At 34.3% G+C, this 25,581-nt stretch carries 28 protein-coding genes; all 28 read right to left on the reverse strand.

The window, feature by feature from the left end; genetic code table 11:
• Positions 1-27: 27 nt before the first annotated feature.
• On the reverse strand, positions 28-432 hold the full coding sequence (gene atpH / locus WC460_05825) for an ATP synthase F1 subunit delta (GenBank protein MFA5188853.1): 405 nt from the start codon (positions 430-432) through the stop codon (positions 28-30).
• Positions 433-449: 17 nt separating this feature from the next.
• Entirely contained in the window at positions 450-956 is a 507-nt protein-coding gene (gene atpF / locus WC460_05830; GenBank protein ID MFA5188854.1) for a F0F1 ATP synthase subunit B, read from the reverse strand.
• Between the two features lie 167 nt (positions 957-1,123).
• Positions 1,124-1,336, reverse strand: coding sequence for an ATP synthase F0 subunit C (locus WC460_05835; GenBank protein ID MFA5188855.1), 213 nt, complete (start codon positions 1,334-1,336; stop codon positions 1,124-1,126).
• 137 nt (positions 1,337-1,473) lie between these two features.
• Entirely contained in the window at positions 1,474-2,355 is an 882-nt protein-coding gene (atpB, locus tag WC460_05840) for a F0F1 ATP synthase subunit A (protein ID MFA5188856.1), read from the reverse strand.
• A complete protein-coding gene (locus WC460_05845) occupies positions 2,342-2,662 on the reverse strand; it encodes an AtpZ/AtpI family protein (GenBank protein ID MFA5188857.1) in 321 nt (106 codons plus the stop codon). Before WC460_05845 ends, atpB begins: the two co-directional genes overlap by 14 nt.
• 195 nt (positions 2,663-2,857) lie before the next feature.
• Positions 2,858-3,733: a TatD family hydrolase gene (locus WC460_05850; protein ID MFA5188858.1), complete on the reverse strand. Its 876-nt coding sequence runs from the start codon at positions 3,731-3,733 to the stop codon at positions 2,858-2,860.
• 86 nt (positions 3,734-3,819) lie between these two features.
• Positions 3,820-4,329 (reverse strand): CvpA family protein, encoded by a 510-nt coding sequence (locus WC460_05855; GenBank protein ID MFA5188859.1) that lies wholly within the window; start codon positions 4,327-4,329, stop codon positions 3,820-3,822.
• A gap of 479 nt (positions 4,330-4,808) precedes the next feature.
• Positions 4,809-6,359 carry a methionine--tRNA ligase gene (gene metG, locus WC460_05860; protein ID MFA5188860.1) on the reverse strand — a complete coding sequence of 517 codons (1,551 nt, stop codon included), beginning with the start codon at positions 6,357-6,359 and terminating at the stop codon, positions 4,809-4,811.
• Between the two features lie 90 nt (positions 6,360-6,449).
• Positions 6,450-6,842, reverse strand: coding sequence for a hypothetical protein (locus WC460_05865; protein ID MFA5188861.1), 393 nt, complete (start codon positions 6,840-6,842; stop codon positions 6,450-6,452).
• A 6-nt stretch (positions 6,843-6,848) separates the two neighbouring features.
• The gene (locus WC460_05870; GenBank protein ID MFA5188862.1) at positions 6,849-7,193 is read right to left on the reverse strand and encodes a hypothetical protein; all 345 of its coding nucleotides are present in this window, start codon (positions 7,191-7,193) and stop codon (positions 6,849-6,851) included.
• Between the two features lie 29 nt (positions 7,194-7,222).
• The gene (locus WC460_05875; GenBank protein ID MFA5188863.1) at positions 7,223-8,149 is read right to left on the reverse strand and encodes a hypothetical protein; all 927 of its coding nucleotides are present in this window, start codon (positions 8,147-8,149) and stop codon (positions 7,223-7,225) included.
• A gap of 175 nt (positions 8,150-8,324) precedes the next feature.
• Positions 8,325-8,987, reverse strand: coding sequence for a 16S rRNA (cytidine(1402)-2'-O)-methyltransferase (rsmI, locus tag WC460_05880; protein MFA5188864.1), 663 nt, complete (start codon positions 8,985-8,987; stop codon positions 8,325-8,327).
• Positions 8,984-9,568 carry a hypothetical protein gene (locus tag WC460_05885; GenBank protein ID MFA5188865.1) on the reverse strand — a complete coding sequence of 195 codons (585 nt, stop codon included), beginning with the start codon at positions 9,566-9,568 and terminating at the stop codon, positions 8,984-8,986. Before WC460_05885 ends, rsmI begins: the two co-directional genes overlap by 4 nt.
• Before the next feature lie 424 nt (positions 9,569-9,992).
• Positions 9,993-10,973 (reverse strand): carbohydrate kinase family protein, encoded by a 981-nt coding sequence (locus tag WC460_05890; GenBank protein ID MFA5188866.1) that lies wholly within the window; start codon positions 10,971-10,973, stop codon positions 9,993-9,995.
• A 75-nt stretch (positions 10,974-11,048) separates the two neighbouring features.
• Positions 11,049-11,396 carry a GxxExxY protein gene (locus tag WC460_05895; GenBank protein MFA5188867.1) on the reverse strand — a complete coding sequence of 116 codons (348 nt, stop codon included), beginning with the start codon at positions 11,394-11,396 and terminating at the stop codon, positions 11,049-11,051.
• Positions 11,397-11,488: 92 nt separating this feature from the next.
• Positions 11,489-12,373, reverse strand: a complete 885-nt coding sequence (locus WC460_05900; protein ID MFA5188868.1) for a DUF2090 domain-containing protein — start codon at positions 12,371-12,373, stop codon at positions 11,489-11,491.
• 92 nt (positions 12,374-12,465) lie between these two features.
• Complete coding sequence (locus WC460_05905) at positions 12,466-12,837, reverse strand: GxxExxY protein (GenBank protein MFA5188869.1); 372 nt, start codon at positions 12,835-12,837, stop codon at positions 12,466-12,468.
• A 102-nt stretch (positions 12,838-12,939) separates the two neighbouring features.
• Complete coding sequence (locus WC460_05910) at positions 12,940-13,896, reverse strand: transketolase family protein (GenBank protein ID MFA5188870.1); 957 nt, start codon at positions 13,894-13,896, stop codon at positions 12,940-12,942.
• A 173-nt stretch (positions 13,897-14,069) separates the two neighbouring features.
• Positions 14,070-14,891 (reverse strand): transketolase, encoded by an 822-nt coding sequence (locus tag WC460_05915; protein ID MFA5188871.1) that lies wholly within the window; start codon positions 14,889-14,891, stop codon positions 14,070-14,072.
• Positions 14,878-15,294, reverse strand: a complete 417-nt coding sequence (locus WC460_05920; GenBank protein ID MFA5188872.1) for a hypothetical protein — start codon at positions 15,292-15,294, stop codon at positions 14,878-14,880. The genes WC460_05915 and WC460_05920 overlap by 14 nt, the downstream gene beginning before the upstream one ends.
• Positions 15,295-15,548: 254 nt before the next feature.
• Entirely contained in the window at positions 15,549-16,277 is a 729-nt protein-coding gene (locus WC460_05925) for a hypothetical protein (protein MFA5188873.1), read from the reverse strand.
• A 14-nt stretch (positions 16,278-16,291) separates the two neighbouring features.
• Positions 16,292-17,344: a glycosyltransferase family 4 protein gene (locus WC460_05930; protein ID MFA5188874.1), complete on the reverse strand. Its 1,053-nt coding sequence runs from the start codon at positions 17,342-17,344 to the stop codon at positions 16,292-16,294.
• Between the two features lie 30 nt (positions 17,345-17,374).
• Entirely contained in the window at positions 17,375-18,562 is a 1,188-nt protein-coding gene (locus tag WC460_05935) for a glycosyltransferase family 4 protein (protein MFA5188875.1), read from the reverse strand.
• A gap of 5 nt (positions 18,563-18,567) precedes the next feature.
• Positions 18,568-19,284 carry a ribulose-phosphate 3-epimerase gene (locus WC460_05940; protein MFA5188876.1) on the reverse strand — a complete coding sequence of 239 codons (717 nt, stop codon included), beginning with the start codon at positions 19,282-19,284 and terminating at the stop codon, positions 18,568-18,570.
• A complete protein-coding gene (gene rpiB, locus WC460_05945; protein ID MFA5188877.1) occupies positions 19,253-19,714 on the reverse strand; it encodes a ribose 5-phosphate isomerase B in 462 nt (153 codons plus the stop codon). Before rpiB ends, WC460_05940 begins: the two co-directional genes overlap by 32 nt.
• Positions 19,715-19,822: 108 nt before the next feature.
• On the reverse strand, positions 19,823-22,267 hold the full coding sequence (locus WC460_05950) for a CxxC-x17-CxxC domain-containing protein (GenBank protein MFA5188878.1): 2,445 nt from the start codon (positions 22,265-22,267) through the stop codon (positions 19,823-19,825).
• A 3-nt stretch (positions 22,268-22,270) separates the two neighbouring features.
• Positions 22,271-24,058 (reverse strand): hypothetical protein, encoded by a 1,788-nt coding sequence (locus WC460_05955; protein MFA5188879.1) that lies wholly within the window; start codon positions 24,056-24,058, stop codon positions 22,271-22,273.
• 116 nt (positions 24,059-24,174) lie between these two features.
• A complete protein-coding gene (locus tag WC460_05960; protein MFA5188880.1) occupies positions 24,175-25,251 on the reverse strand; it encodes a sigma factor-like helix-turn-helix DNA-binding protein in 1,077 nt (358 codons plus the stop codon).
• Positions 25,252-25,581: the final 330 nt, after the last annotated feature.

The raw sequence follows: 25,581 nt of genomic DNA on the forward strand, positions 1-25,581 counted from the left end.
ATGAATTATGAATTATGAACTATGAAATTATGATTTAAATTGATTCCTTAATAGCTCCAGTCTGGTCTTTATACTGTCATCATAAATAGTATCACCGATTTTAACAATCAAGCCGCCAAGCAAAGAAGCATCTGTCTGCTCAATAAAATTGATTTTTTTAACGCCTCTGGATTCCTTGAATTTTTTCTCTAAGCTTTCTTTTATTGCCTTATCAACAGCTTTAGCTGAAAATAATTCCACATCTAAAATTCCTTCCTGTTTTTTACTATACGTATCAAAAGCTGACACAATCTCATCAGCATTTTTTAAATTTTTATTTTTAACCAGATAACTAAATAAATTCTCAACTTTAAGCTTAATTTGTTTTTTGTCCAAATCTTTAGTTTCTTCATACAATGCCTGCGCAATTTTTTTAGCTGATATTTTTTTCATAAAATGGCTTTATGGCCTTATGGCTTAACGCCAATATCTTTTACCGCCTCATTAATTATTTTCTTATCAATTTCTTTGTTTAGTTCCACGGACAAAACTTTTTTTGTCGCCGCAACCACCAAATCACCTATTTCAGCCTTGACCTCGCCAACCATTTTGTCTTTTTCACTGGCTAATTGTATTTTCCCGCTGGCCACTAATTTTTCAATCTCTCCTTTGGCTTGACTTATCATCTGTCTTTTATTGTTTTCAGCTTCCTGGCTGGCTTTTTCTAAAATTAATTCCGATTCTTTTTTTGCTGCGTTTAAAGTTTTCAATCTGTCTCTTTCAGCCTGAGCCAGTTTTTCTTCAAAATTTTTGGCATCTTTCAGGCCATTTTCAATCTTAGCAGTTCTTTCTCTCATTATTTTCATTAAAGGTTTGAGCGCAAAAAACCACAAAACCACGGCCACTATCAAAAAATTAACTAATTGGGCAATAATAAGCTTTAAGTCCAGATGAAATGTTTGTATTAATGAATTCATAATGTTGATAAATAATAATAGAAAACTTATTACTACAGATTACAGATATTTACAGATTTACAAATTTTTGAGATTTTCATTAGTATTTCTGTATGAATCTGTAATCTGTAGTCAAAATAATTACTTGCTCAAGGAGGCAAATTTTGTCTCCTTGGTGTAAATAATCATTAGGAAATACTAAATGCGATTACTAACGCGTAAATAGCTACGGCTTCAGCAAAAGCAGCAGCTAAAAGCATTGGCACTAAAATTTTGCTCGCTGATTCAGGATTTCTACCAATTGATTCCATGGCTTTGGCGCCAATTTTGCCGATTGCCAAAGCTGGCGCGATTGAACCAATGCTAATGGCTAGAGCCTTTGCTATTAATGTTAAATCCATATTAACTTCCTTACATCTGCTTTGAATCGACTGATATTTTTTTGTTTAAAGTCGTTCGCCAGCAGAATTAAGAATTAAAAGTTAAAAACTAAGTTATTCCCTAATTCTTAATTCTAAATTCTTAATTCTAAATAATTTCAATGCTCTTCTTTAGTAGTTGCAATCGTCATATAAACCAGAGTCAAAATCGCAAAAATTAAAGCTTGAATCATACCTACAACTAATTCTAAGAACATAAAAGGTATTGGCACCAAAAACGCGAACAAAGCTGCCATGGATGCCAAAAGCACTTCGCCTGCAAAAATATTACCAAAAAGACGAAATGACAGCGAAGCAACCTTGGCAATCTCGCCTATTATTTCCACCAAGCCCACAAAGGCCTTAATTGGATTAACCAAAACTACGGTCGGTTCTTTAATTATCTTCTTGGGAATCTCTAAAAATGCTTTAATATTGATAAATTTATTAACGTAAGTCCACGTCCCGACCATGATCATGCCTACTATATTAGCGCCGATAACTGAGAATAACGCCAAGGCCAATGTTGTATTTAAATCAGCCGTGCCGCCGCGAAAAAATGGAATGAAAACCTTATGGCCTTCTTCCAGCGCGTAAAAACCGATTGAACCAATACCAGGCAATAGGCCGAGCCAATTATTCAATAAAATAAAAACAAATAACGCGAAAACAATGGGGAAAAATTTTAAAGTTTTTTCTCGGCTGCCAGTAACTGAATCACATAAATCTAAGGCTCCTTCCACAATAATTTCCATGGCATTCTGAATTCCTTTTGGTATTTTTTTTATTTTCCAATGCAGGACCAAAGAAACAATAACTACAATCATCACTACCAACCAGCTATTTAACAGCGAATTAGTCACCGTAAATCCGCCTAAATTAAAAACCGGCTCAGCAAATAAAGTCGGCTTTTCTCCAGTGCTAGCCTGGGCTTCACTAGTTGCAGCCGCATTATTTTCAAAATCAAATATATTTTGTCCTTGTTCACTATTTTCGGTCATCTTTTTTATTTATTTCTTTATTATTGAATTTTTCCATTTGCTTAATCGCCCCTGTCGCTTCTTTAACCATGCCAAACATGGAAATCGTAAAAGCCACAATCACCGTGGCTAAAAATAACCAGGGCTTGGTATTGAATCTCTGATCCAGCCATCTGCCTAAAAATACCCCGATTATAATCGGCGCTACAATCCAGCCGCTTAACTGAACAAAGATAGTAATTCCTGGCTGCCACCAGGGTACATTTACTTTTTGCTCTATTTTCTTTTCATCTTCCATCTTCTTTTTTCTTAATTCTAAAGTCTGCATTCTAAATAAAAAAAGCTCCTCACGAGTCTTATGTTTTTACCTAAAATAGTTTTCCACAATTTTAGGATTCACTCCTAATTTTATAACAAAAAGAAGAAAAAATCAAGCCTCCTGAAAAATTATCCCCACAAATTTGCAAAAAATCTTCGGCTTAAAATTTTAAAAGGCTAATTTTAGCCAAATTATAAGTAATATTTATAGTTTAAATAAATTGCTTGCGTTCTCAAAGGTGGCCCTTTCAACTTCTTCAAACGTCATTTGTTTTAAATCAGCAATTTTCTGCACAACATATTGCACATAAGAAGGTTCATTTCTCTGTCCGCGATAAGGCTCTGGCGCCAAAAATGGCGCGTCTGTTTCCACTAAAATTTTATCTAAGGCAATCTCACTAGCTATCTGCTGTAATTCTTTGGCATTTTTAAAAGTCACAATGCCAGTAAACCCAATATAAAATCCTAAATCAATAAATTTTAAAGCCTGATCTAATGTCCCGCCAAAACAATGAACAACTCCCCTTTTCCCGTCTGAACGCCAATCGCCAAGTACCAATTCCAAAACTTCCAGCATTGTATTATAAGCGCCATAAGGATCTTTTTCCTCGCCTCGGCAATGCAAAATTAATGGCAAGTCAGTTTCTTTGGCTAAATTAATAAATTCGCGAAAAATATTTATCTGCATTTCTTTAACTTCAGTGAGCGGATGTTTAGAATCTGCTAAACGGAAAAAATCCAAACCAGTTTCACCCAAGCCCACTACCCTATCGCTTGATTTGGCTAATTCCAAATATTTATTATAATTAAATTTTTCTCTGGGAGTAAAAAAAACAGTTTCTTTGCCATCAAATTCAGATCTTTCTTCTATATCTTTAATTAAGTGGATTGGATGCACACCAACAGCAGCCCAAACCCCCAAGCCAAATTTATTCGCAATTTCTACTGCTTTTTGGCTAGATTCATAATTAGAACCAACATTAATCAGCCAGGTTTTATTATCTAAAGAACGCTGAATTACCTCATTTAATTCAGCGTCGTATTCTTTAAAATTTATATGCGCGTGCGAATCAATAAGCATAGGCTACAGATTACGGATAAATACAAATTTACAGATAAATATAACTTTATAATTCGTATATCTGTACAAATCTGTAATCTGTAGAATTAAATTACAGAATGAATCTGCCTTAATAATTCTGGCAGCATCAGCTGGAGGATCTTTGAGGTTGTAATAAACCAAGGCGCGACTGTGGAAGCTTCCAAAACAGAAGTAAACCAATCTGACAAAGGGAATCGAGCTATGATAAATAAAGATAGGCCAATAACTAAGACCCCTTCAAAAAACCCCAAAATACCGCCGAACAAGCGATTTATTGTTTTTAAAAAAGGGATTATTGTCAAAAAATTAAAAATTTTATTCAGCACATAAAAAGCAAAACCGATTAAGCGATTTAAAATAATAAAAATGAAAATAAAAGCAAAAATACGCATCAAATTCGGATGGCCAAAAATTGATTCCAACCAGCTGCCCAATGGTTCAAACCACAGTCCGGCGAAAAAAGCCCCGGCAAATGTGCCGATAATCGCGCCTAGAGTATGAATTAACCCAAACCATAAGCCAAACATCACAAATCCACCCAAGAGTATTAACAAAACAACATCAAATATTGTCATAAAATTGAGTTATTAAATGATTTTATATTTATAGTCTGCAGCTCTGCTTTGCAGAACAGAGGACTACTCGTAGTCCGAAGCTTTAGCGAAGGACTACATCCACTCCTTCATGAACCAATAAAGCAAGACCAAAACCAAAACAATCAAAAAATAAATATAAAATGGGACGTGCACCATATTTTTTTATTAAAAAATTGCTTTAATAAGCTGTTTTTATTATACCTCAATTCATTTTTTAAATAAAGTCTTGACATTTTTAAGCAGATTTTTTATAATACAATTAATTTGTAAAATCTACCAAAAAAGGAGGACGCCAAGAAATGAAAGCCAAACGAGGGGGCATTCCGTTAAATCCGGAAGACGAAGAAGAAGAACAAAAAAAACAAGAACCCGAAGAATATTAATTCAAACCCCTTAACTCAACATTTTCATTTCCAAGAACCAACAAGCTGCGCCTAGGCGCAGCTTCTTTTTTTAAATTATTCTAATCTTGGAAATAAGGCTGAACCTTTTTTAATTTTCTGACCCAAAGGCAGACTCGCCCAGGTTCTCAATTCTTCAATAGACTTTTTTTCTTCTTTGGCAGGATCAAAACCTAACTGGCTTAAGATTTCATTGCCGGTTTGAGGCATAAACGGCCAGATCATGATTGCTGTCTGGCGCAAGGTTTCTAAAAGATTATACATTACGTCAACTAATACCTTGGGATTGCTCTTTGCCAGTTCCCAGGGTTTTTCCTTATCAATGTAAGCATTGCAACGCCTGATATTTTCCCAGGCAACGTTCAGAGCTTCGTCAAACTTTAAATTCCTCAGGAAAAAGTCATATCTGTCCCAGTCTGTTTTTAAATCAAAAGCAAAAAATTTGTCATAATCAACATTGTATTTTGGCACCACGCTATTATTATATTTTTCAGACATGGACAGCACTCGCGAAAGCAGATTGCCAAATTCATTAGCCAGGGCAGAATTATACTGTTGGTCTAATCTGGCTTTATTAAAATCACCGTCAGTCCCAAAGCCAAACTGCGATAAAAGCAGATACCTGGTGGCATCAGTGCCATATTTGGCGATTAATTCCTCAGGCAAAATCACATTGCCAATTGTCTTACTCATTTTCTGGCCATCCACAGTAAAAAATCCATGGGCAAAAACTATTTTTGGCAAAGGCAATTTTAAGGCCAAAAGCATGGCAGGCCAAATCACTGCGTGGAATTTTAAAATATCTTTAGCCATTAAATGTACATTGGCAGGCCAGAATTTTTTATATAATTTTCCTTTTGGGCCGCCCAGGGCAGAGACATAATTTATTAAAGCATCAAACCAGACATAAACTACTTGCTTTTCATCAAACGGCAATTTAATCCCCCATTTTACCTGTTCGCGTGAAATGGAAACGTCTTTTAAGCCAGTATTAATCAAACCCAAAATTTCATTTTTTCTTGATTCAGGCATGATTAATAATTCATTTTTTTCAATCAGCTCTTTTAATTTTTGCCCGTAATCAGAAAGCCTGAAAAACCAGTTTTTTTCCTTAATCATCTGGCAGACTTTCTGGTGATCAACGCATTTATCATCAACTAATTCACTCTCAGTTTTGAATGATTCACAACCAACACAATACAAGCCTTCATATTCCTTCTCATACAAGCAGTCATTGCCTAAAGGAGTTTTGGCTTTTTTCAGCTGCTTTAAAAATTCCACTACAACTTTCTTATGCCTGCTTTCAGTTGTGCGGATAAAATCATTATTGGAAATATCCAGGCTATCCCAGACAAGCTGAAATTTAGCTGCTTCCATATCAACAAATTCTTGCGGGCTCATGTTGTTCCTCTCTGCTGCCTGCGCTATTTTTGCTCCATGTTCATCTGTGCCTGCTAAAAAATAGACGTTGTCAGCGCCTAAAAGCATGCGATGATAGCGCGCTAAAACATCTGCGGCAATTGTGGTATAGGCATGCCCAATATGTGGCACATCATTCACATAATAAATCGGCGTGGTTACGTAAAATGTTTCTTGTTTTTTCGGCATAATAAAAATTTTTATACCCTGCTTTAGCAGGATAATAGCCCACTAAAGTGGGGTGTAAATTATGATAATTTAAAAATCAAAAATAAAATTTTATCTTTTCCATTCTTTAATATCCGGGGAAAAATCTAATTGATAATCGGGAATACCTAAAGAAATCCCATATTTAGTTACCTCGTCATATTCAGCTTTTTCACTGCGATTAACTTTAAAAACTTTATCTCTAAAAATAATATAATGAAATTGATCGTTTTTAAAATCAGCATACCAATTCCCATGACTTATATCCAATGATTGACTAATCTTTTCTGCAATCTCCTGAATCTCATTTTCCGGAATTTCAACGGTATGCAATGTCCATTGTTTAAGATGAGGAGTATGATGTTCTTCGGTTACAGTTTCAATTTTAGTATCCAAAATTTTGACTTTTTCCAAAATGTCTTTATTAATTAAACTTTCTTCAATTATTGTACCCTGAAAATTCATATTATTTTATTTTTTATTAATAGATAATCTTTTAGTAATTTTACTAATAGCTAGCAATAAAAAGAAAATTGGTACTGCAAAAATTAAAAAATCTATTATAAAAATAAAAACATTTATATGTGTATTACCCCATGCATTATTTCCAAATTCTAATGGATAGCCTCGATAAGACGTGGCGCAATCTAGGCAAGAGAAGTGCGTAAGGCCAGTTGTCGGATCATATTGAGACACTCCTGTTGAAAATTCAAAATTTAACTCAAAAATCATTATCGCCGAAGCAATTAATAAAGATATTATTAAAATTAAATAATTCTTTTTAAAAAAATTTTCTTTTGATAAATTTTGATTCATAGTTTTAATGTTAAAAATTTAAGTTTAAATTATATTATTTTATTTTTTAAACTTACGACATTTTTATTTAATTCCTCATCTGCAGGTAATCCATATTTTTTCCTAAAATTAATAATTCTTATTAAATTTTCTTCATCTGCCGAAGCATTTATTTTTGCCAAATTATTCAGAGCGCCTTTGCCTAGAGACATTATTAATTTAGCAATTTTTTCTATTCCACCATTGAAATAGACCCTTATAAACTCACGTATGATAGGCTCTTCACTTTCATAAATAGTGCTATTAAGCATGGCAAGTTTTCGACATAAATCAAAAAATAAATTTTCAAAACTTTTATAACAATCAAATTTTTCTTTGTTGCTTAAATTTTCAATTGCTAAAGACGGAGCAGAAACTGGAAGCTCTATTTTATCTTTAACATAATCAAAATAACATACATTCGTTAAAAAAACAGTCATTGCTTCGTTTAAGCCTTGGAAGTCAGGCTCATTTAAATCCACCCTCAGCCCAACTTTTAAATTTTTCAACTCAAATTGTTCTTTATTCCTTTTAATTCTTGTTTTTTGATTAGAACTGGCATGAAGTAATTCATGGCAAAATATCATTAATTTTGTTAATTCATCCCATTTTTTGTACCGTTGTTCATTTACATAAATCCCTCCGCTCCTGTAAAAAGCTCCTACTTGCTCATTAGATTCTTTAATAAAATCTTCGCGTGGCAATAGATGCAGCATTTCTAATTTAATATCCAGTGGTTTTACCCCATAATTATTTGCCAAGTCAGTAACTATCTCCTTGGCTTTTGTAAAAAATTTTATAAATTGTGGATCTTTTTCCAATTCATTTTCATTTTTTACAGAAGCATACCCTTCTAAATAATCACTCGCTTCGCTATCAGTCTTTTTTTTACCTTCATCTATTATTTGAATGTTAAATTTTGGTTTTTCTGAATTCATAAATCCTTTAATTTTTCAGCCTATATTATCTTATTTTTTATTGGGCGAAAACGCTCGGTCTTATTCTACCGGCGACTTTAGTCGCCGTTCAACCGCCACTAAAGTGGCGGTTAGGAAATTGAGAAGGCGTTTTCGCCCTTCCATATTTCATAATTCAGATCTCAGCTATCAGAATTCATCCCACCACCACCACAAACTCCCCTTTTGTCACCCCCTTTTCCAGTTCAGCCAAAACCTCAGCAATGCTCCCCCGATAAACTGTTTCAAATTTCTTGGTCAATTCACGACAAACCACAACATGCTTATCCAAACCCATTTCTTTTAACTTATTCAAAGTCTTCAAAATCCTGTGTGTTGACTCGTAAAAAACAGAAGTGAATTTATTATTAATGATTTCTTTTAAAATTGTTTCCTTGCCTTTTTTATGAGGTAAGAATCCATAAAAGACAAATTTATCAGTTGGCAAGCCAGAAATTGATAAGGCAGAAATTGCAGCATTTGCGCCTGGGATTGGTTCAATTTTTAGTTCTGGAATTTCTTTAAGCACCAATTCAATCAGCTTATTCCCCGGGTCAGAAATTCCTGGCGTACCAGCGTCAGAAACTAAAGCCAGATCTTTGCCTTGTTTAAGCAAATCAATTATCTGATTAACCTTAGCCAAGCCAGAATGCTGAAAATAAGAAATTGTTGGAGTTTTAATCCCGTATTTGTCCAAAAGTATTTTAGTTGTACGCGTATCTTCGCACAAAACAAAATCAACTTCCTTAAGTATTCTTAAGGCTCTTAAACTAATATCTTCCAAATTCCCGATCGGAGTAGCGACAATATATAATTTCATACAGGGTAGTCAATTGTTATTTTACCAGCCTTATAATCCTCAACTCGTTTTAAAAATTTTTCTCCGTCAATTAATTCCAAACCAAGCTCTTTTAATATTGCCAGCAAATTTGGTTCATGCAATTCACTGTCATCTTTATCTGCCAAAAATTCCACTTCTAATAAGTAGGCAAAATTTTCAATATGCTGCAAGCAAAGGCAATAATCATAATCCCTAAATTTATAGATAAATTCCTGCTTATGCTTCAAGGTTTTCGGCTGTTTTTCTAAAGGCAAAAAATCAAGTACTTGTTTTAAATGCTCTAAATGTTCCATTGAAGCCAACGGGATTTTAATCTCTTTACGGCAAATTTTAGTCACCAGACCCTTTTTACAGACAAGCTCAATTGTTTTGTCAGAATTGCGTAATCTGATGTCTGTTTTATCCGCATCAGCTTTATAAAATTCCGTGGTAATGCTTTCCGTATTAAATAGCTTGAATTTTTCATTGCTATTTAAATAATCATTCAGCTGGTCATATTTTGCCTTATCAAAGACTGATTTTAGCTCAATTTCATAGAAATTTTCGGGTTTTTTCTCCATACATAATGTCCGTCATTTATTAGGTTATTTGCCCTAAGCTTATCAAAAATATGATTTTTTTTCAAATCAAAAACGCCCATTTAATCGGGGCGTTCTTTTTACTCTTCATCATCTCTATCCGCAGTAGTAGGCTCGTGAAAAATATAATCTTGCTCGCAAGTGCAAGGATCTTGTTCGCAAATGGGACATGGATCAGACATAGTCATTGGCTAATGAACATTTAATATTTAATGAAAAAATTATTCTTAAAAAGAATAATAAAATAAATTAAAAAATTATGCAAGAGGAAACTGTGCATAACTTTGATAAATCACAAAATCCAAATACCAAACTTCAAATAAATTTTAAAATCCAAGCACCAAATACAAAACAAGTTTGTAATTTGTAATTTAAAGATTGGGATTTATTTGTGATTTGAGATTTGTTATTTGGTGCTTAAAATGGTTATTCTAACTTTCCCTAAATCACTTTGTTTGGGTAAGTGTTTTAATAAACCATTTTTGGCTCCCATTCTCTGGATTACCCCATTGGCGTTTAAAATTGCTAAACGCAAACCATAATCCCAATCATTTTTTAATATCATCCCGGTACAAAAACCAGAACCAAAAGCATCGCCAGCGCCTGTTGTATTAATCGCTTTGCTGCTTAGAGCCTTTGTATAGTAAATTAAGGTGCCATCACTTAAATAAGCGCCATTAGCGCCATCTGTGACAAGATTATAACCCGGGCTTAAGTGATTTAATTCCTTAAAAATTGCTTTAATTTCTTTTTGGCCAGTTAACTTTTGCGCCTCCTCTTTATTTAGATTAAAAATATAAGTCTGCCTAATTAAGTTTTTTAATTTTTTAATTCCTAAATTCAACTCATCACTTCCCGGGTTCCAGCTGATTTTAATTTTCTTCTTTTTGGCAAATGCAAAAATTTTATTCAATAATTTTAAATTGCCGGCTAAAGAAGTGAGATAAAACCATTTGGTTTTTAATTTTGGCCAATTAATTTCTTTTTCAGAAAAATTAGCGCTGGCGCCGCGATAAACCAAAACTGTCCGATCTCCTTCGGGCATTAATAAAATTGTAGAATAGGCGGTTTTATGATTTTTGTCAGCGATTAACTGGCTGATATCTATTTTTTTATCAGCCAAGGTGTGCATTATCTCCAAGCCATAGATATCCTTGCCCACGCGCGAAACAACCGCCGGGCTTAAGCCCAAATTGGCAAAAGTGTAAACGGAATTAGTGGCTCCCCCGCCTGTATCAAAATAAATATCACCTAATTCAACTTTGGAGCCATAAGCAAAGCATTCCCCCACTCCGGTTTTAAATTCACTGGATTTAATTAATTTAAAATTTTTGGATACTAAAAATACATCTTTAGTGGAAGAACCGATGGATATAATGTCGTGCATAAGTATAGGTTAATTTTGTTATTAATGAAAACTATTAAACACGGATTATTTTCACGGATGCGCACGGATATTTTTCTAGTTAATTATTCGTTTAACTCTGACCCCATCCTTATTAAATATTATCAGTAAACCCAGCCTTAAATGATTCGCTTTTAAATAACTAAGGACTTGCTTAATATCCTTAGTATAGAATTCATTTGCCAGTTTTAATTCCACAACAATTTTATTTTCAATTACAAAATCCATGTAATATTTGGCTATAATCCTGCCATCGTACTTAATGTGCACACAACATTCTTTCTTAAACTTTAAACCAGCATTTTCGTATTCAATTTGATGTGCCCTTTGAAGTACCTTCTCTCTATGCCCAAAACCCAACATATTATGAACAGTATAAGATACGCCAATTATCTGTCGGGTCAATTCATAATATAATAAATCTTCTTCCCTAACTTTATTGTAAAAAAATCTGATAGATATCCGTGAAATCCGTGATTAAAATCCGTGATTCATAGTTAACCTTTCTTTTGTCTTACCCACAATTCAATAAAATACATAAAATTCTTCGCAATCAAACCAATCGCCTTTTGTTTATTTATTTTTTTATCCCTCCATCTTTCCAAAGGCCCATAAAAAATTGTTCGTCCCACAGCAAAACCAATAATTTCTTTAAACTTGTCTGCTGTTTTTAACCATTGGCTCACCAACTCTTTTGAACCAGCTCGACCCAAGACAATTATTTTTTCATCCTTGCCAATTAGTTTAATAATTTTTTGCCAGTCACTGTCTTTGTACATTGCTTCCAATTTCCAAATATCTGGTTTTACACCAAAAGCGCGTATTTCTTTAATTGCCTGGCAAGTTAGAGCCGGCCGAGCTTTGAGGTCATAACTCTTTTTGTATTTTTTTAACTGAGCTGGTTCGCTCGGCACCAGGAGTTCAAAGAGAAATCCAATTTTCTTTCTTTTACAAAAGTCATTCAAAACTTTTAAACGTTTCAATTGAATCTGATTATCTTTTTTATTTATCGGATTATAACGTACCAAAACTTTGGCATAATCTGGCTTAAACTTCAAAATATGCGCGCCAAATGTAGAACCATACTCAAAATCAAAAACATTCTGACCGCTTTTTTCAGTGGTTAAAATAGTTACTGCACCAAATTTCTTGGCTGAGCGTAAAATTTCTGTGCCAAACTCTTCATCAACTAAAACCCCCAACGCTTCCTTGCTTTTACTTTTGCTCCAAACTGCTTTAAACGCCTGCCAGATCATTTCTTTAGCTTCTTTTACCTTATTATGCTGAGCTTTTGTCAAAGGCTCCTTAAAGCCAAATAAACCAGTGGCAAATGTCGCCCGATGGTCAAAAGGTAAGATGTAAAGTTGTTTAGGATCTTTCATATATAAAGTAATATAATTAGAATTCTATGAAACACAGATTTATACTCACTGATTACACTGATAAAATAAATAATCCACAGTCTGGAATAATATTAATTTATTATTCTTTTTACTTTTACTCCATCCTTATTAAATATTATCAACAAACCTAATCTTAAATTATTAGCTTTCAAATAGCTCAAAACTTGTTTTACGTCTTTTGTATAAAAATCATTAGCTATCTTTAATTCTACCACCACTTTACCCTCTACAACAAAATCCATATAATACTTGCCAATTAATCTATCGAGATAGAAAATTCTTACAGGAAATTCACTTTTAAAACTTATCCCTTGATCTTTAAATTCTTCCGCATATGCCCGATGATAAACCTTTTCCCGATAACCAAACCCCAATTCGTTATAAACTTTAAATGAAATCCCAATAATCTTCTCCGTCAAATCTTCGTATAAAAACTCTTCCATACAAAATTTTTAAATGCAAATTATAATTTATAGTATCTGTGAGCAGAATCAATGGTTCTTAAATCTGTGCAATCAGTGAATCAAATCAGTGGTTCCGTTATCCTATTTAAGTAATTTTCTTACTGCCTCAATTATTCCTTTAGTGTTCAAACCATATTTATCCAAAAGTTCTTTTCCCGTTCCCGATTCCCCAAATTTATCAGGCATACCAATTATTTTCATGGCTACTGGATAATTTTGCGCCAAAACTTCTGCCACTGCGCTGCCTAATCCCCCATTTACCTGATGATCTTCAATTGTCACGACCCGATTTGTCTTTTTAGCTGACTTAATGATTGTCTGCTTATCAATTGGTTTAATTGTATGGCAATTAATCACTTCTGCGCTAATTTTCTGTTTAGCTAATTCATCAGCAACCAAGAGAGCATCATAAACCAAGGCACCGCAAGCAATAATTGTAATATCTTTTCCAGCGCGCAAAATTTCTGCGTGGCTGATTTTAAATTTTGAATTTTTATTTGTAATGACAGGACTTTTGTCCCTGCCATAGCGAATATAAACAGGACCTTTGAATTTTGCAGCTGCCAAAACTGCTTTTTTTGTTTCCTCATAATCACAAGGTGCAATTACAATCATATTGGGTAAAACTCGCATTAAAGCTATATCCTCTAAAGCCTGATGAGTGGCACCATCTTCGCCAACATTTAAACCAGCATGAGAACTGACTATTTTAACATTGGCATTATTATAGCAAACTGAAAGGCGAATTTGTTCCCAATTTGTGCCAGGTGAAAAGACCGCAAATGAACAGATGAAAGGAATTTTCCCTTCCAAAGCCAAACCAGCTGCGACTCCTGCCATATTTTGTTCAGCGACACCAACTTCAATAAATCGACTTTGATATTTTTTCCCAAATTCAAGACAACGAGTTGATTCAGCTAAATCAGCGCTGACAACTACCACATTTTTATTCTTTTTACCCAAAACCAAAAGCGCCGTGCCCAACCCATCTCGGCAAGCCTTTAATTCTGGCTGTTTTGTTATTTGTGATTTGATCATTGGATACTGTACTAATTACTAATTTTTAATTTATAATTTTAAAATAATTTCTAATGTTATAATTTTAAAATTTAGACATTAAATCATTTACTAAAAATTAATCATTTAATCATTAGATCATTGATTAAAAATTAAAAATTTATAATTAAAAATTAAACACAAGCAATATAGACCTAACGGCTCAATTCCTCAAGTGCTTTTTCTGCCTCAATTTTTGATGGAGCTTTCCCGTGCCAGTTATAATCATTTTCCATAAAACTCACGCCTTTGCCGGGAATTGTGTGGGCGATTATAACTTTTGGCTTACCTTTTGTTTTTTTTGCCTTAATTAAGGCAGCCAAAATTTCTTTCATATTATTGCCATCAATTTGCTGCACATGCCATTTAAAAGCTAAATATTTTTGATGCAAATGAGTCAAGGGCATTATTTTTTCAGTAAACCCGTCAATCTGAATCATATTGCGGTCTAAAATAAAAATTAAATTATCCAATTTGTATTTGGCAGCTGTCATGATTGCTTCCCAGGTTTCGCCTTCATCATGTTCTCCGTCACTAGTTACGCAATAAATAAAATGTTTTTGTTTATTCATTTTCGCAGCCAAGGCCTTACCCACTGCCACTGAAACTCCTTGACCAAGTGGGCCTGAAGAACTTTCTAAAGCTGGCAGATCAAGATATGAAGGATGGCCTTGTAGTTTAGACCCTAATTTACGCAAGGTTTTTAACCAAGACAAAGGGAAATAACCAGCCCTAGCCATGGCAGCATATCTAATTGGGCAAATATGGCCACATGATAAAATCAAACGATCTCTTTTGTCCCACAGCAGCTTTTTCGGGTCATGATTTAAAACATTAAAATATAAAGCGCTAAAAACATCAGCCATGCCTAAAGGACCCGCTGTATGGCCACTCCCTGCCTCAACCAGCATTTTAATCACATCTTGACGCAAAGTATTGGCCATTTTCTTAAGTTGTGCTAGGTTATATTTTTTCATTTTTATTAAAATACTCTCTATTTCTAAAAAGATAAATACTGCAGATGCCAAAAATAAATTTAGTTATAAATATACCGTTTAATAATGATATTTCTTCATAATAACCGTAAAGAAACAAAAATATAATTTTAAAAATTTCCCAAAAGAATAAAAATAAAGCCGGAATAATTACAAAGTATAGAGCCCAATTTCTTAATCTGTACAAAAAAATTCCTCCTATAAAACAATAAATAACAATTGCTATTGATTCAATAATCATTTCAAATAATGCTGGAAAATAATTTATAAAAACATCATACTTTATTATCAAATAAATAGTAGCAAGAAAATAAACAATACCAACAAATAATAAAATAACTGCAAAAATTCTGGCGAATTTATTAACATTTTTTATTTTATTCATATATTTATATTTCTTCATCTTTATTTCTAGAAAATAACATTTACTATTTAGGTTGCACTAAACAATTAGACCAATGATCCACACCCCAGGCGCTTGAATATCTCTCATATTTTCCACCAACATAATCGCAGACAACTTTACTCGGAACTCCTTTATAAAATTGTTTATAACATGACGGCTCTTCTTGTTTAGACCCTTGGGGCTGAAGATTATCTGAAGACAAATTGCATACATATGCTTCGTATGTCTCAACTTTAAAATTTGCTAAAAAAAAATTTTATTTCAATATTATTTGAAAGTAAGGTTAACAGAGTGAATAATATAATTAAAATTACAAATAAAATCGCGTAAAATTTTATTGAAATAATTTCAGAACCTTTTTTAAATAATAAATAAATACTCAATGGTATCAAGCCGAGCAGGCAAAAGATGCTTAAAGGCAAAACAATGGCCAATACACTTTCATATGTTATAAAATTCGCTGATGCAGTAAAATGTGTATTCTGTAATATTTTAGCTAATAAAGATAAGGAGACAAAGTCAATAGTAAAAAAAATTAGTCCTAAGGCAATTTTTTGAGAAAAATTTATTTTTGGCTTGCCAGTTAATATATATATTACAGCTAAGACAGCTAGAACTATTAGCAATGGAATTTGGGCCAAAAAAAGTAAAAAAATCCAACCTTTTATAATAATGAATAGAATGATTAGGCCCAGAACTACACCAGCAAACCATTTACCAATTAAATGATAATTAATTTTTAATTGACCTTTAATTTTTTGCTGGATCAAATAAATAATTATAAAAACAAAGCACACAATAATAAAGATTAATGCTGGCCATGACAGAATAACGATCCAGTCTTTAACAAAATCAACAGCCGCTAATATCAAGCTGTCAGTGGATAATATTTTAAAAAATTGCAATAAAACAAAAACCACTGGGAGAAATATAGCGATTAAAATTTTACTCAAATACTTCATAAATTTAAATATTACTAATTATTTTTTTCAATATTCTTCTGATGATATTCTTCAATTATTTTGGCATATACTTTTTCATAGCCGGTAACCATTTTCCCCACGCTAAAATAAGTCTCTGCCCGCTTTCTGGTTTCTTCTCTGCTGATTTTATCAATCTTGTTAATAGCCTTCACCATATCAGCAACGCTTTTAACAATGTAGCCGGAGTGGCAATGGGATATAACTTCCGGCACAGCGCCGTTTCGCCAGCCAATGACGGGAGTGCCACAGGACATGGCTTCAATCATTACCAGGCCAAAAGATTCATTATATTGAGTCGGAAATAATACCGCCTTAGCATTTTTCAAATATTTAATTTTTTCTTCCAATCCAGCCTCGCCCACATATTTAATAGTTTCGCCGTCAATATTTTTTTCAATTTTTTCATGCCAATAGCCTTCCTGCGAATAGCTTGTACCTGCAATAATAAGTTTAACATTAGCGCCTTTAGCTGCTTCAATTGCCAAATGCACGCCTTTTTCTTCAGTAATCCTGCCCAGATACAAAAAATAATCTTTGGGGTTGGGATTAAAAGCGAATTTTTTCAAATCCAAGCCATGATAAATATTAGCCACCCAATTTAATTCAGGGGCCAATTTGCGCTGGGCAAGAGAAAAAGAGATGTAATTATTATTTTTAAAAAATTTAAGGATCTTTTTTGTTTCGCTGTCAATCGGACTATGGATTGATTGAACAGTCGGCACATGCGCCAAATAGGAATAAAAAGAAGATAACAGAGTAAAATGAGCGTGAATGATGTCAAAATTATCGCTATTTTTATAACATTTGGATAATAATAAATTCAAATAATTCCTTTTTAAATTATCGGAAATAGCCATTTTGGCGACTGAATATTTATTAATATATTCCAATTTTGCCTTGGTTACAGAATTGCCGGCCGCATATAAGCTCACCTGATGCCCATGGTCAACCAAATGATCAGTCAAATACGCAACATGCGAATAAATGCCTCGATTTGAATTCGGCGAAACCGCATAAAAATTTGAAGCTACTTGTGCTATTCTCATAAGTTTAGTAATAAATTAATTCATTAACTGCTAATTTTTAAAGAGCTGCAAATAGGCATCAAAAATATATTTTTTATCATGTTTTTTATTTAAATTTGAAAACATTTTATTTATCTTAGCAAATGAAACAGCCTTGCTAATTTTTTTAATTCTGCCGATTACTGCTTTTGGCTTAGCAAAATCAACAATCAAGTCAGCGCAGTGGTTTCTACGATATTCATTGACCCAGCCGACATTTGGCGATATTAAGGTAATTTTTCCTTCATTCGCGGCTTCAATCACTACATTCGGCGAAACATCAAAATGCGAGGGCAAAATTAACAAGTCCATTTTTTGTAAAAATTTAATAATATGATTATAATCCATTGGCGCAATAACTTCAACCAAATTTCGGTACTGCTTTTTAAAATCAGATCTCACGGCTGTTTCCGGTATTTTAGTGACGGAATAAATTTTCCATGGCAATCCGTTTTTTCTTAACGCCTTGGCCAGTTTCAAAATTGCTTCATGATTTTTAATTCTGTCCCAACGGGCAATCGCTCCAATTTTTAAGGATTTATCACTATTGAATGCTTTAAACTTTGGCCGAATATTTTTTTTGCCGGAAAATGGCAAAGGAATCACGAAAGCTTTTTCCGATGGCACTTTGCGAACAAGTTTAAAATAAGTCTGCTTGCTAAACTCATTCAAAAAAATTTCAACTGCCACCGAATCAGTAATATCTTTTTCCATTTGCAACAGTAATTTTCTACCCCAGGGTGAAAAAAAATCAGCATAGATATTTATTTCCTTGGCCAAAATTCCCGCATGCTGAATCACGATTTTCTTATTTTCATCAAAAGCAGCCTTCAAAATTATCCAATTAAAAATAGAAAATCCATTAAGAAAAATGATGTCGGGCTTAAACTTTTTTATTATCCTGCGAATTTGCTCAATAACGGGCTGTAAAATCTTTCCTGGGTCAACTTTGGTTTTTGCATCACAAACCGCCTTAATTAATTTTTGATCCATTGACACCAGCCAAAAAAATTTGCCTTTGCGTTTTATCTGCTTAATTTTTATATTTGAATCTGCACTGGCAACAAGAGAAATCCCCTGCCAAATATTTTTCTTATTTATCGCGTAATCTGAAAATTCTTTGGCAAACCTGGCCGGTCCACCTGTAGAAACTTTATCAGCCAGAAAATTAGATCTATAATCATTGGAAAATATTATCATAATTCTTATTTTCTATTCAAACTTGCCAGCGCTCGTTTAATATCATTTGGCCGGCTCAAAGCTTCACCCATGGCTAAAATATTTGCGCCTGCATTAATAATTTCCCCTGCATTTTCTAGATTAACTCCTCCATCAACTTCAATGTCCAATTTAGGATAAGCTTTTCTAATCTCTTTAATTTTATTTAAAACTTTAGGCTGAAATTTTTGTCCGCCCCACCCAGGTTCAACTCCTAAAATTAAAATCAAATCAAGAATTGGCAAAAATTTCTTAAAGATCTCAAACTTAGTTTCTGGATTAACCGCCAAGCCAACCTTAATTTTGTGCTTTCTCAAATAATCAATCAGACCCAAAATTTTTTTATCATTTTTAACTGCCTCGTAATGAAAAAATATTTTTTTAACTTTTTTAAAATTTTGCCATTTTTTTATAACTTTTAACGGATCATTGACCATTAAATGCAATTCTAAATCAGCGCTAAAAATTAAGCTTTTTATCTTATCAATATCGAAAAATGTTTTATTTTTTACAAATTCGCCATCTGCGCAGTCAATTTGCACTAAATCAAAATACTCATCCAGTTTTTCCAGTTTTGACTTAAATTCTGCAAAAGATTGAGTTAATAACGTTGGAACTAGTTGTATCTTTTTTTTCATGGATATAAAACCATTATTTTCAGCCGAAGGCTGATCAGCCTCTGGCTGAAAATTCCTTATTCTCAATTAGTTTAATTTTTCTCACTCGTCGTTGATGCCTGGCCGCTCTTGAAAAAGGCGTATTTAACCAGGTTTTAATAATTTTTTGAGCTAAATCTTTTTTTAAATTCCAGCCAGATAAGCACAAGACATTGGCATCATTATGTTCGCGTGACAAAACAGCATCATAGGTTTTATCAAGAGAGACAGCTCTCACGCCTTTTACTTTATTAGCTACAATACAAACCCCAAAAGAACTGCCACAAATTAAAATCCCCCGATTTTGAGGATTTTTAGCCACAGCCTTGGCAACTTTATAACCGAATTCTGGATAATCATCATTTTTATCCAATTTAAAATTACCCAGATCAATAAATTTAATTTTTCGGGTTTGAAAATATTTTTTAATTTGTTCTTTGAGCTTAAATCCTGCGTGATCTGCTCCCAAATAAACCATTTGTCTAATTTTAAATTATAAATTTTTAATTTTTAATCAATTATTAAATGACTAAATTTTAAATTATTCTTCCAATAATTAAAATTTTAAATTTAGACTTTAGCCTTTTCACAATTCAACTGTCTCCCCTTCATTAACTTTCTTTGCATCCCCCAGCAAGTCAACTGACGGCATTTTTTCTTTTTTAGGCAGCTCCTCTTTCTTTACAATTTTAACTTCAGGTTCCTTCTTAACCTCCTTGCTTTTATCTATAGTGAGTTCTGGCTTAACTACTTTTATTTCCGACTCTTTTACTGGCTCTTTTGGTTTTTCCACTTTATTTTCAAGAGTTGGCTTCTTTTCCATATCCTCCCTAGCCTTTTTATCCACCATAGCTTTCCTGACTTCCGTAGCTTTTTTATCAGCCATAGCTTTAGCGTCGGCTGAAGCGTAGGAAGTAGCGGAGGTGGAGGCGAAGGAGGGCTTAATTGCCTCATTTTTAATTTCTGGCATTTTAATTTCTTTTGGTTTTTCTACGGGTTTTATCTCCACCTTAATCTTTGGGGTCTCAATTTTAGCTTTCTCTGGCTTTTCTAAAATAGGCTTGGCCGGTTCAGCTTTAACTTCTTGGACTTTCAACGCCTTAATCTCTGGCTTGAAAATTTCTTTTGGCTTGGCCATTGGTTTTATTTCTGCTTTAATTACAGGCTTTGACTCGGCCATGACTCTTGGTTTTTCAACTTTTTTTTCATCTTTCTTAATTTCTGGTTTATCTGGCTTCTCTGTCGGATTAGCTTTAATTTCCCATGGTTTAACTATTTCCTTTTTCCAAGCCTCGTCTTTTTGTTGCCCTTCTTCCCCTTTTTGCTCCTTTCTCCCGTTTTGCCCTTCTTTTATCGGCTTACCCCCAAAATCCACTGTTTGTTTTTTTATTTCAACCAAAGAAACGGGCGGCTTTTCAACCTTTTTAATATCCTCCGAAGCCTTGGCGAAGGAGGACATTTTAATGTCACCGCGACGCGCTTTTTTCAAACAATCCTTACAATAAACTGGCCTAACATTATCAGGCTTAAATGGCACCTCAACTTCATTTCCGCAATTATAACAAAGAGCCTGATACTTTGGCCCGGTTGAAGATTTTGACATTTCTTCTTCATTTTTTTTGCCAATAGGCCGTTCTTCTCTTCTACCTTCCTGTCTTTTGGCAAAAACATCAACTGTGACGCCTGACTCCCTATCTTTGTCAGTTAATTTTGCCTCGGCTTTGTTACCAGAACTCCAGCGCATTATTTTATCTTCTACCACATCACGCGGTTTAGTATAGCGCTCACGCGAGGCACGAATAGCTTTTTCTTCATTACCCAAAGATTCGCCATAAACCGGGGGCAAGCCTTTGGCTGAAAAAGGCTCTGAGGTTACGCCATCAATCATCAACTTTGTATAAAAATTATATTTCGGCAAATTAACTAAATCTTCTGGCAAAATATTTGGCGCAAATTCATTTTCCAAAAATTCAGCATCTTCTGCTCCCACGCGAAAACAAATAATGGTGCCCACATTGCCAAAAACAGCAGGCTTAACCACTTCACCCAGCTGTTCAATATATTGGTGGGCGATTATCAAGTTTAAACGGTATTTGCGGGCTTCTGATAAAATATTGGCAAAAGAATCGGTAGCAAAATTTTGAAATTCATCCACATATAGGTAAAAATCTTTTCTGATATCTTCTTGAATATCAACACGGCTCATGGCTGATAATTGTATTTTAGTAACCATCATTGCGCCCAATAAAGCTGAAGCATCCTCGCCGATTCTGCCTTTAGATAAATTTAAAATTAAAATTTTCCCCTCATCCATGACCTTGCGCAAGTCAATTGATGATCTGACCTGTCCAACAATATTTCTGATTAAAGCAGTTGATAAAAACTGGCCGACCTTATTTTGAATAGGCGAAATAACCTCTTGCAAAACGCGATCATTCCACTTAGTAAACTCATCCAGCCAAAAGGAGCGCACCACAGGATCCTGGACTTTATCTACTACTTTTTTACGATAAACCTTATCTACTAAAATGCGGTTAATCCCGAGCAAGGTGCTATCGGGATATTCTAACAAAGCCAAAATAGCATTGCGCAAAATATATTCCAAACGAGGCCCCCAAGAATCAGCCCACTGTTTTTTAAATACCCCGATCAAGCCTGAAGAAATTAAGTGCCGATATTCTGGCGCGACTTTTTCCAGCACATTGAAAGAAATGGGGAAATTAATATCAGACGGATTAAAATAAATCACATCATTAATACGATTGGAAGGAATCCAACCCAGCATTTTTTCTGCGGTATCACCATGAGGATCAACATAACAAACGCCATGCCCGGCAATAATATCAGAATAAACCATATTTTCAATCAAAGTGGTTTTGCCCATGCCGGTTTTTCCAATTACATAAACATGGCGCCTGCGGTCATCTATTTTAATGCCAAAAACCCTTTCGCGATTTCTAAAAGTGGTCACCGCAAATGGCGTAACTCCGGCTTGCATTGCCTTATGCATTTGTAATCTTTCTTCTGACATATTTTAATCTATAAAAGGTAAATTCCCAGGAATCCCTGATTTTTCCTTGCCCTCAGTCCTGTCTGCCCCGGCCTTAGCAAAGGCAGAAGATTTACTCGTCTTGGCAGAGGCCGGAGCAAAGGATGATTTTTCTGCTTCAGTTTTATCAGCCTCTTTCAGCGGCGATTTCTTTGTATTTTTATCTTTAGTTTTTTTATCAGCTTTTATTGCCTCCATCTCTGTTTTTTTAATCTTCTCTAATCTAACAGCATCTTCTTTGGCTACCTCTTTAAGCTTTTCTTCTCTGGCTGGCCTGCCTTTTTTAAACGCCTCCTTATCTTTGGCAAACTGCATTTCAAAAGTATCATTATCATAATCAAACGATGGAACAACCTGGGTCTTTTCAGCAATAACCTCGCTCACCTGCTTTGGCCTTGCGGCTTGAGTGGCAACACCAAACGGCAAATCAGCTGGCGCCGCTGCTTTTCTAAATTCAGTTTTTCTAAGCAATGGCGATTTAACATACATGCTTGGGAAGTGCCATAAAGAAGCCAATTCTTCACTGCACATAGGCTTGGCAGGATCGCCCATGACCCCATCTCTTGAGATATAACCGCCCAATAGCCAGTTTCTTCTGGTATTGCGCCTATATTCAATTAAAATATACTGGGGCGCATTTGTCCCAGTAGGTTTTAAGTCTGGTTTTAAGCTGTTTGCATTCATATCTGACCATTGTTTAATTACCCCAACCATGCCATTAACACCTAAAGATTTATTCATCTTGTCTTTTTCAGCGACATAAATATATCTTATCTTTGTATTAAAAGCTAATTTAGAAATTTTACGTTCAATTAGTTCAAGCTGTTCCTTTTGCCCAGGCGTTAAATTCATCATGCGAAAGGGCTGATCCTCTTTTTTATTATTACCAGTTTCATCGGTTGATGGTCCGAGTATCTGGTTAGAAAATTCGCTGGCAATACCTGTCCCCATTTCAGCCATCCCTCCCAAAATGCCCTTTTTTTTCTCTTCCGGCGGTATTTTTAAAATTTTATTTATAACCTTTTCTCCGCCTTCTCTGCCCCAATCTACAGCTAATGGTCTAATTAGAATCTGCAGCCACATCTGTTCGCCTGGACCAATCTGGCTCATATTTTCAAGCATCGCAGCCATGGGATCAACAAAAACCTCTGAAAATCTATGCTCAAATTTAGTATAAGTTTTAATCGGCAAGTAAACATTTTTATTACTTAACGTAAATTCACAGCCCCAAATATCATGGGTATCATTAGGATACCAACGCGGCACTGAATGAGTATAATCTTCAACTTCTGTTATTTCAGCATCAGGAAACTGTGACCATACTGCTGCTTCCACTAAATTTCTCCAGTGGCTTGGAGTTCTAATTATAAACTGGACATTGCCTTCAATGCTGACAATTTCGCACGAAAAGCTAAGCTGAAAAACGCCAACAATGTATTTTTCCCATTTATTAATGGTAGCATGAGCACCTTGCAAATGGTCAAAAAAATTTTCCATGGCTTGGACGCTCTGCTCATTCATTTTTGGCACATCTATAGCCAAATAAGTCATTTTAACCGTTTGAGCAAACCACCTGTTCTGGATATAATCCATATATTCCGGAAAAATTAATTCTACTATAAATACATATACAATAAGCAGCCAACCCCAGTATTTAAACAAAAACAACCAGACCACTGCATAGGCAGTAGGCGCAGTCGTAAAATCATAAGCCACTTGATTTACAAATTGGCTAATGAAAGATATAATTGGACTTAAATCAATCACAAACATATTGTTTTGCTTATCTTTATTATACAATATTTTACAGCTTTAGGCTATAAATTTAGTTAAACAAAAAGAAACCTGCCAAAGCTGGAGGTTTCTTTTTATATATTAAAATTCTTTGTTTATTTCACTAGGTCATAACGGCCGTCTGCCAACCTGCCAAAACGTTCTTTATCCATCAACGCCAGGGTAATCGTTGTTTTTTGGACCATTCTTTGCTTTAAAACTTCGTCTGCTAATTCATTTCTTGTAACCGGCCCTTTGGCCTTTAAAATCTGGGAAATAATGTCCGCGACAGTGCCTTCTTTATAGCCCCATTCTTTCAAGGCATAAATACCGCGGCCGACTAGCACATATTTGTCATCTAATATCAATTCATTATGGACAGTGGCTGGATGAGCCTGCTTGCGATCAAAGTCAGCCTGATTAATTAAATCAGCGACTTGGGCAAAATGCAATGGTTTGCCTTCACGCAGCATGATTAAATATGCTTTATCAGTCATTCTTTTCGGGGTAATTGTATTCCAATTTATCATGCCCCACTGTTCTAAAATGTTTTTATCAAGATCCTTTCTCAAACGCAATAAAGCTTCTAAAATAGCCAAATTATCACCGCTCATCTGGTCAATTGTTTGGTAATGAGCATGATCTTTGAATTTAGATTCTAAATCTTCTAAATGTAATGGATTACCATGTTTACTGATTAAATCTTTCAAAGCAACGACTATTTCTAGAGTTTTATCTAAATCAATATTATCAAGTTTCCAAATAATGTGGTAATCATTAGAATTATCAAGGCGATTGAATTTAGCGCCAAGGATATTAGTTAAAATAAAATTTAATGCCCTTTCCTCATCTAATTTCTGCTCAGACAGCAATTTTTCCTTAATATGGTTTTCAGCCATTATGCCGCCATGCGCTTTCAAATAATCTGAAATTTCTATTTGTAGATCACTGATTGGCAGTTTGGCTTTTTCATAATCTAAAGCAGACAGCTTTTTTAAGCCTTCTCTTTCAATTTGTCTGACACGTTCGCGAGTAATATTAAAATCATTGCCAATCTGCTCTAAGGTATGAGCTTCGGCAATATCGGACAATGCATTTCTGCGCTGTAAAACTTCGCGTTCTCTATCCGGCAAATTAGCCAGTAAAGAATCAACCAAGCCAACATAGCTAGCAATTTTTATTTTAGCTGTCATAAGTATTTATGTAATTAAAATATAATAAATAAAATAAGCGAAAAACACCTATCTTTAAATCACCTCTATTATAACATATCTTAAAAAACTTGTCAAGAGTTAGCCTCTATTTATCTATTATGCCCTATTATTTACAAAAAAGCAAGTATTAGGTCTTATTGCCTTACCTTATATTATCTATGGGTAATTGTCAAGGGGCTAAGGTTAGGTAGCGTCCCCTTTTGCGACTGCTATTTTACAACTTTAAGCAATCGATTCCTGTAATGTCTGCGCCGGCAATTTCTATCGGCGCCTTGCCGTTTCTGTGTCTTCTTTTTTTACGGCAATCAG

It is taken from the genome of Patescibacteria group bacterium, from assembly GCA_041651155.1.
In the GTDB taxonomy this organism is placed as follows: domain Bacteria; phylum Patescibacteriota; class Patescibacteriia; order CAIXNZ01; family CAIXNZ01; genus JAPLYF01.

What these genes read in the sequence shown, in the direction of transcription:
- atpH (MFA5188853.1), bottom strand. Translation starts at nt 432, where the DNA reads ATGAAAAAAATATCAGCTAAAAAAATTGCGCAGGCATTGTATGAAGAA.
- atpF (MFA5188854.1), bottom strand. Translation starts at nt 956, where the DNA reads ATGAATTCATTAATACAAACATTTCATCTGGACTTAAAGCTTATTATT.
- WC460_05835 (MFA5188855.1), bottom strand. Translation starts at nt 1,336, where the DNA reads ATGGATTTAACATTAATAGCAAAGGCTCTAGCCATTAGCATTGGTTCA.
- atpB (MFA5188856.1), bottom strand. Translation starts at nt 2,355, where the DNA reads ATGACCGAAAATAGTGAACAAGGACAAAATATATTTGATTTTGAAAAT.
- WC460_05845 (MFA5188857.1), bottom strand. Translation starts at nt 2,662, where the DNA reads ATGCAGACTTTAGAATTAAGAAAAAAGAAGATGGAAGATGAAAAGAAA.
- WC460_05850 (MFA5188858.1), bottom strand. Translation starts at nt 3,733, where the DNA reads ATGCTTATTGATTCGCACGCGCATATAAATTTTAAAGAATACGACGCT.
- WC460_05855 (MFA5188859.1), bottom strand. Translation starts at nt 4,329, where the DNA reads ATGACAATATTTGATGTTGTTTTGTTAATACTCTTGGGTGGATTTGTG.
- metG (MFA5188860.1), bottom strand. Translation starts at nt 6,359, where the DNA reads ATGCCGAAAAAACAAGAAACATTTTACGTAACCACGCCGATTTATTAT.
- WC460_05865 (MFA5188861.1), bottom strand. Translation starts at nt 6,842, where the DNA reads ATGAATTTTCAGGGTACAATAATTGAAGAAAGTTTAATTAATAAAGAC.
- WC460_05870 (MFA5188862.1), bottom strand. Translation starts at nt 7,193, where the DNA reads ATGAATCAAAATTTATCAAAAGAAAATTTTTTTAAAAAGAATTATTTA.
- WC460_05875 (MFA5188863.1), bottom strand. Translation starts at nt 8,149, where the DNA reads ATGAATTCAGAAAAACCAAAATTTAACATTCAAATAATAGATGAAGGT.
- rsmI (MFA5188864.1), bottom strand. Translation starts at nt 8,987, where the DNA reads ATGAAATTATATATTGTCGCTACTCCGATCGGGAATTTGGAAGATATT.
- WC460_05885 (MFA5188865.1), bottom strand. Translation starts at nt 9,568, where the DNA reads ATGGAGAAAAAACCCGAAAATTTCTATGAAATTGAGCTAAAATCAGTC.
- WC460_05890 (MFA5188866.1), bottom strand. Translation starts at nt 10,973, where the DNA reads ATGCACGACATTATATCCATCGGTTCTTCCACTAAAGATGTATTTTTA.
- WC460_05900 (MFA5188868.1), bottom strand. Translation starts at nt 12,373, where the DNA reads ATGAAAGATCCTAAACAACTTTACATCTTACCTTTTGACCATCGGGCG.
- WC460_05905 (MFA5188869.1), bottom strand. Translation starts at nt 12,837, where the DNA reads ATGGAAGAGTTTTTATACGAAGATTTGACGGAGAAGATTATTGGGATT.
- WC460_05910 (MFA5188870.1), bottom strand. Translation starts at nt 13,896, where the DNA reads ATGATCAAATCACAAATAACAAAACAGCCAGAATTAAAGGCTTGCCGA.
- WC460_05915 (MFA5188871.1), bottom strand. Translation starts at nt 14,891, where the DNA reads ATGAAAAAATATAACCTAGCACAACTTAAGAAAATGGCCAATACTTTG.
- WC460_05920 (MFA5188872.1), bottom strand. Translation starts at nt 15,294, where the DNA reads ATGAATAAAATAAAAAATGTTAATAAATTCGCCAGAATTTTTGCAGTT.
- WC460_05925 (MFA5188873.1), bottom strand. Translation starts at nt 16,277, where the DNA reads ATGAAGTATTTGAGTAAAATTTTAATCGCTATATTTCTCCCAGTGGTT.
- WC460_05930 (MFA5188874.1), bottom strand. Translation starts at nt 17,344, where the DNA reads ATGAGAATAGCACAAGTAGCTTCAAATTTTTATGCGGTTTCGCCGAAT.
- WC460_05935 (MFA5188875.1), bottom strand. Translation starts at nt 18,562, where the DNA reads ATGATAATATTTTCCAATGATTATAGATCTAATTTTCTGGCTGATAAA.
- rpiB (MFA5188877.1), bottom strand. Translation starts at nt 19,714, where the DNA reads ATGGTTTATTTGGGAGCAGATCACGCAGGATTTAAGCTCAAAGAACAA.
- WC460_05950 (MFA5188878.1), bottom strand. Translation starts at nt 22,267, where the DNA reads ATGTCAGAAGAAAGATTACAAATGCATAAGGCAATGCAAGCCGGAGTT.
- WC460_05955 (MFA5188879.1), bottom strand. Translation starts at nt 24,058, where the DNA reads ATGTTTGTGATTGATTTAAGTCCAATTATATCTTTCATTAGCCAATTT.
- WC460_05960 (MFA5188880.1), bottom strand. Translation starts at nt 25,251, where the DNA reads ATGACAGCTAAAATAAAAATTGCTAGCTATGTTGGCTTGGTTGATTCT.